The 6,642-nt window shown below is 45.8% G+C and carries 6 protein-coding genes; 2 read left to right on the top strand and 4 right to left on the bottom strand.

What is annotated here, in order from left to right:
- Positions 1–61 precede the first annotated feature (61 nt).
- The gene (locus tag V7D75_RS03920; RefSeq protein ID WP_333613493.1) at positions 62–949 is read left to right on the top strand and encodes a carbon-nitrogen hydrolase family protein; all 888 of its coding nucleotides are present in this window, start codon (positions 62–64) and stop codon (positions 947–949) included.
- 34 nt (positions 950–983) lie between these two features.
- Here the strand turns inward: V7D75_RS03920 and V7D75_RS03915 are convergent, their stop codons facing one another.
- The 4 genes from V7D75_RS03915 to lptM form a co-directional block, all read right to left on the bottom strand.
- On the bottom strand, positions 984–2,024 hold the full coding sequence (locus V7D75_RS03915; RefSeq protein ID WP_333613492.1) for a tyrosine recombinase XerC: 1,041 nt from the start codon (positions 2,022–2,024) through the stop codon (positions 984–986).
- A 6-nt stretch (positions 2,025–2,030) separates the two neighbouring features.
- Positions 2,031–2,918: a diaminopimelate epimerase gene (gene dapF, locus V7D75_RS03910; protein WP_333613491.1), complete on the bottom strand. Its 888-nt coding sequence runs from the start codon at positions 2,916–2,918 to the stop codon at positions 2,031–2,033.
- Between the two features lie 220 nt (positions 2,919–3,138).
- Positions 3,139–4,473: a diaminopimelate decarboxylase gene (gene lysA / locus V7D75_RS03905; protein ID WP_333613490.1), complete on the bottom strand. Its 1,335-nt coding sequence runs from the start codon at positions 4,471–4,473 to the stop codon at positions 3,139–3,141.
- Positions 4,474–4,604: 131 nt separating this feature from the next.
- Positions 4,605–4,916, bottom strand: coding sequence for an LPS translocon maturation chaperone LptM (lptM, locus tag V7D75_RS03900; protein ID WP_333613489.1), 312 nt, complete (start codon positions 4,914–4,916; stop codon positions 4,605–4,607).
- A gap of 693 nt (positions 4,917–5,609) precedes the next feature.
- Between lptM and V7D75_RS03895 the strand changes: the two genes are divergently transcribed.
- The coding region (locus V7D75_RS03895; protein WP_333613488.1) for an acetate/propionate family kinase at positions 5,610–6,642 on the top strand (1,033 nt) is incomplete at its 3' end.

Here is a 6,642-nt window from a genome sequence, read left to right as displayed (position 1 = left end):
AACAGGATAAAAAATAAATAAGAGCAAAACCCTATAAAGCTTAAAAATTGAGAATAATATTATGAATGAGATTACTAAAAATGAACCGCTGACCATTGCGGCTGTACAAATGAGCAGTCAGCAAGATATCGAAGCCAATTTAGCCGATATAAGAGCCGCCATTAGAGAGGCAAGTAAGCAAGGCGCGCAGCTAGTGGTTTTGCCAGAAAACTGCTGTAGCATGGGTCGACAGTTTGCCACTGCCGAGCGTTTTAATGAGTTATCCGACGCAATGGCCGAGTATGCACGTGCTTTTGGTATTTATCTGTTAGCAGGCTCGCTGCCCTGTCCTTACCGCCCTGATGGTGTCATCGTACCCGATGGTAGATTGCGCCAAGTCAGTCAGTTGTTTGCGCCCGATGGTAAGCGCGTGGCGCGCTACGACAAAATTCATTTATTTACCGCAACCGTTGCCGATAAACAAGGCAGCTATAATGAAGCGGCGACTTTTGAGCCCGGTACGCAAACTGTTGTTACAACTTTAGAAGCAAATGATGCCGTTTATCAGCTCGTTTGTTTTGATTTACGCTTTCCAGCCTTGGCACAGCGTTTACGGCAAGCGGGCGCGGAATTAATAAGTGCGCCATCAGCCTTTACTTATTTGACTGGGCAAGCACATTGGTCGCTATTACTACGTGCACGGGCGTTAGACAGTCAGTGTATGGTCATTGGCGCTGCACAAGGTGGTGAGCATATTTATAAGAATGGCGATAGTCGGCAAACATGGGGGCATAGCACGATTACTGCTTATAACGGCACGATTATCAATAGCTATGAAGATAGTGCGTTGAAGAACCCTACTAATAAAGAGCAGAAACATTATGCTCTGGTTTTAGCGACGTTAGACAAAGCTGACCAAGCGCAAGGACGGCAAAAGATGCCAATCTTTGACTGCCATCGTTTGGCATAAATGTAGGATTAAATACTTAAGAAATAATCGGAGCTTAATTAATATCAACATCATTTTGCGCATGAGACGCACGCGGATGAGCGCGGTCATAAACTTGGGTTAATTTGGCAAAATCGACATGAGTATAAATCTGCGTGGTACTGATATCACTATGGCCGAGCATTTCTTGTACCGCGCGCAAATCGCCACTGCTAGATAACATATGCGACGCAAAGCAATGACGGAGTAAATGCGGATACATATTTTGCGCAATCCCAGCGCGCGTAGCCGCAACCTTAAGACGCTGCTGCACGGCTCGCGTGGATAAACGTGTACCTAATTTTTCACTGATAAACAACGCATTGTCCATCTGCTCTACCCACAGATTGCGATGCGGTAGATAACGTTTAATCGCCTCGGCGGCTTTGATACCTAAGGGCACTAAGCGCGTTTTATTGCCCTTACCCGTCACGCGCACGCGCAAATCAGCCAAGTCTATATCGGCCATATTGAGCGCCACCAGCTCGCCAACACGCAGACCGCTACTATAAAGCAGTTCGAACATTGCCTTATCCCGCAGCCACAAGCGCGCCTGCTCTGGCGTATCAGGGATTTCTTGGTCAAGCAATTGCGTCAATAAATCCACATCGGCAATAGACGGCAGCGGTCTAGGGCTGCGTTTAAGCTGATATCCCGTAGTCGGGTTGATACGCGCTAAACCCTCTTCTATCAACCAGCCATAAAAATGACGGATAGCCGATAGCTCTTGCTGAACGCTCGCTAATGCCAGCTTATCTTCATCAAGGCGTTGGCTGATATGCTGGGCCAATTGCCGCTTATCACAGCGCGTCCATGTCAGACGTTTGCCGCGTAAAAACAGCGCCAATTGATTTAGCCCTGCAAAATAAGCCACCAATGTGTGTTCGGAGTGATTGCGTACCGACAGCGTATTTAGCCAACGATGCACTGGCGCTAGCAGTTCTCGCAGCGTGCTATCTGCTTCGATGGTTGTTGCCAATTCCGCCGATAGCCATTTGTTTGACTCAGTGTTTGATGTAATGTTTGACTGAATATTTGAGCTAGGCGCTGTCGTCATGATTGATTAGCCTTCTGGATTTGGCTTAATGCCCGCTTGCGCCATTAAGCCATCTGGGCTAAATACCCCTTCATAGACAAACGCCGTTGGCCCAGTCATCATCACAGAATACCCCGGCTGCCATTTGATAATCATGCTGCCGCCATAAAGCTGCGCGCGTATGTCTTCGCCTTCATCAAGCCAACCCTCACGGATACCAACCGCCACCGCTGCACAAGCGCCCGTGCCACACGCTTGGGTTTCGCCAACGCCGCGCTCATAAACACGCAGACGGATATGACGCTGATTCATGACCTGCATGAAGCCGACATTGACGCGCTCTGGAAAGGCCGGATGTGATTCGATGGCTTTACCCAAGGTCTCAACATCAGCTTCTAGGACATTATCAACCCTGATGACCGCATGCGGATTGCCCATATTGGCGACATACAGCTGCACCGGCGTACCATTAACGTTTAGATGATAGGCGTTTTGGATTTTGGTCGTCGCTCTTGGGGTAAAGGGAATTTCACTTGGCTCAAATTTGGGCTTACCCATATCAACCTCGACCCAGCCATAACGGTCGGTCGTTAAGGAGATAATCCCGCTTGCCGTCTCAACGCGCAGACGCTGCTTAAATGACAGTTTACGCGCTTGCACAAAACGGGCAAAACAGCGCGCGCCATTACCGCACTGCTCAACCTCTGTGCCATCGGTATTAAAAATGCGATAACTAAAATCAACATCGGGGCGCATCGGCGGCTCAACGACGAGCAATTGATCAAAGCCTATGCCTAAATGACGATCGCCCAGCAGCTGTACCAATTCCTTGGTCAACTCTAAGCGTTGGGTCACCAAATCGATGACCATAAAATCATTGCCCAGCCCATGCATTTTTGTAAATTCTATTAGCATATCCTTGTTATCCTATCCTATTTTTATGTATGCCTTATAGTAGCACGCTGTCAGATACAATCATAATTATCACCGCTATCAAACGCTAAGTTAAAGCTCTATCACCGAACAAATATTTTTTATTCAAATTTTCATTAAAGCAGGCAATAAAAAACCCATTGTCGTTATCACAATGGGTTTTTTTTAATTAAAAAATTGTAAGCAGTAAACTGGCTAAAAACTATTTATCCTGCCACAACACTTCATCAGCATATAAAGATTCAAGCGTTTCGCGTTTGCGAATCAGTTGATGCTTATCATCGGCTACCATCACTTCGCTAGCACGACCGCGCGAATTGTAATTGCTACTCATGGTAAAGCCGTACGCACCAGCACCGGTGATAGCTAAAATATCACCTGTTGCTAATGACAGTAAGCGGTCTTTTGCTAAAAAGTCACCGGTTTCACAAATCGCCCCAACGATATCCCATAGCTGTGTACCATCGGTATCTAAACCGTCTTTGGGTAATGTCACAGGAATCACCGCCATTTCTGCTTGATATAACGCTGGACGTATCAAGTCATTCATTGCCGCATCGACAATGGCAAAGTTCTTGTGCTCGGTTGGTTTTAACACATCGACCTTGGTTAATAATACACCGGCATTGGCCACGATACTACGACCCGGCTCGAAGAATACCGTTAAACCAAGCTCGCTTAGTTTAGGCAGTAACGCTTGGGCGAATTCCTCGATAGACACTGGCGTTTCATCGATATAACGTACGCCAAGCCCGCCGCCCAAGTCGATATGACGCAGCTCAACACCTTTATCTCGCAAACTATGTATCAGCTCGATCACTTTATCTAGTGCCGCTACAAATGGTGCAACCTCTGTCAACTGCGAGCCGATATGACAGTCGATACCGACAATATTAATATGAGAGAGCTGCGCCGCTTGCTCATAAACCGCAACGGCATTTTCATGACTGATGCCAAACTTATTGTCTTTTAAACCGGTTGAGATATACGGATGGGTCTTGGCATCGACGTCTGGATTGACCCGCAATGAAATCGGCGCGGTTTTATCAAGCGCTTTTGCCACTTCGTTAATCAGCGCCAATTCACTAATTGACTCAACGTTAAAGCAGCCAATACCTTGATTCAGCGCATATTCGATTTCGCTATAAGTTTTGCCAACGCCTGAAAACACCACGCGCTCAGCTTTCCCGCCCGCCGCCAATACGCGCATTAATTCACCGCGTGAGACGATATCAAACCCTGCCCCTGCTTGCGCCAAGATACCAAGTACAGCAAGGTTCGAGTTTGCCTTTACCGCATAACAAATCTGATGCTTTAGGCTGGCAAAACTCGTCGTATAAGCCTGATAAACGTCTAAAATCGCTTGTTTTGAATAAATATAACACGGCGTACCATAGTGCTTAACCACCTCATCAATACTTACCTGCTCCATATATAACGCGCCACCGCGATAATCGAGCGCAGGCAAATGGGCGGTTAAGGCTTCAGGATCCACATACAATCCTTGCTCAGTTTTGGTCGTGACTGACTGACTCATAAAGTTGTCTCTAATATAATCAATGTATTAAGGAATTAACGGATTAAATAGTTAAGGGGTTTAGCAGCTTAGATAGGCTAAAAATCGTTTGAGTATTTGGCTTTTAATAAACCAATACTAATAGACAAGCACTAATAATCGTTAGGATCCGTACTTGGCGCCGGCAACTGAAAATCTTCAGCGTTTTGCGCGTTATTTGCATTGTCATTGAGCTTAGCAAAGGCGGCATCTTGCGGATGACTGGTGCTCTCAAGCACAGCCGTATTATCTTTTACCGTTTGGCTACTCGATTCTGCTAAGTACAAATCGCCTTTTTGCCCGCAACCTGCCAAGGCAGTTGCCCCAATTACCAGCGTCGCTATGGTTACCTGATAGATAGCAGGTTTGACGTCAACGCTTAAATTAGCGCTGTTAAAATTTGAGGTACGGCGTATAGTAAACATAGAATGGCTAACCTTTCATCTTGCAATGGTTTGCAGGCGATAACAATCACTATCAGCGAAAATAGGGCTGCAATAGAAAAATAGGACAATTTTTTAATCATAGCATTATTCGATAAAGTTGTGCGCTCCCTGCTGCTGATTGGCGCATAAATTTATAAGAATTAACGACTAACGATAGGCAAAATGGGATTTTATAAACGCTCTTAATAACTACAGACAAATAGCCACAGACAAACTTACTTACAATTTTATAAAAAGTGCTTTTATCCTATTATCTCTGGCAGCGGTTGATGGCATTCGGTGTACACTTGTATAAAACGGCACGATTAAAGCCTTATAGTTATCGTGGTATAAACCTCAAAATATGGTACATTATAGTGAACCCTTGCAGCAGCAATGAAGCGCTAGTATGGGTTTTAATAGCCATTAACCGCTGCGAGCATTTTGGGCAATTATGCGCTTTTAAGATATTTTAAAAACACTGCAAGCCTGAAATGCGAAAAACAATATCAAGAAAAATATTAAAAATAATGCGAAAAGTAAGACTAAAAGCAATGATAAAAAACAGCGATAGGATTGTTGCGTATGGCAGCTGTTTGGCTTACGGCGACAAGAATATGGCTGGTTTTTTTATGTAATCGGTGACTATCGATGTCGAATCACCACCCAAAAAATAACTTCTAAGGATAGAGTATGAGCGCTGGCGTAACCACCAATTTTAATGATAAAGACTCTGAAACATCGAATCTAACCAACCCCACTTTAGTCCTTAATTGCGGCTCCTCTTCAATCAAATACGCACTCATCAGCGAAGACAATGCTACGCGTATCACAGGTCTGGCAGAAAACTTAGGCCTCGACACTGCGCGCATCAAACACACAACGCTAAATGGTGAAAATCTAGAAATCGCCATCGCTGGCGGTCGTCATGAACTGGCCTTGAAAAAAATCCTTGAGTTACTTGAGCAATATCACTTTATTGCTGTCGGCCACCGCGTGGTGCATGGCGGCCGCGAGTATTCAGAAGCGGTGCGTGTCGATCAGCATGTGTTAGAAGAAGTCAAACGCTTAAAAGTATTGGCACCGCTCCATAACCCTGCCAATGCGCTCGGTATCGAAGCAGTACAAGCAATTTATCCCGAGATTCCGCAAGTGGTGGTATTTGATACCGCCTTCCACCAAACCATGCCACCTGTTGCCTTTCGTTATCCACTGCCAAAAGTCTTTTATGATGAATATAAAATCCGTCGTTACGGCTTTCATGGTACCTCGCACGCTTATGTATCAGAACGCGCCAGCGAAATCACCAGTGCTAAAGCGCCACATGGTTGGTTGACCGCGCACCTAGGTAATGGCTGCTCGGCGACGGCTGTCTATAATGGTGAAAGTCTCGATACCAGTATGGGTTTGACGCCGCTTGAAGGGCTGATGATGGGCACGCGCAGCGGTGATGTCGACCCAAGCCTGCATATTCATCTCAAGCGCCAGCTAGGCATGAGCTTAGAAGAAACCGATAAGATGCTCAATAACGAAAGTGGCCTGCTGGGAATTTCAGGCTTATCCAATGATTTACGTACTATCGAACAAGCAGCAAATGAAGGTCATCAAGACGCTAAGCTTGCGATTGAGATGTTCTGCTACCGCGTCGCTAAGTACCTTGCCAGCTTAAGCTGTGCGCTACCTAACTTTACCGGTATTGTCTTTACTGGCGGGACTGGCGAAAACT

It is taken from the genome of Psychrobacter sp. (assembly GCF_036731945.1).
Classification (GTDB): domain Bacteria; phylum Pseudomonadota; class Gammaproteobacteria; order Pseudomonadales; family Moraxellaceae; genus Psychrobacter.
Note: the sequence above shows the minus strand (reverse complement) of the source record. Positions and strands in the feature narration are given on the sequence as shown.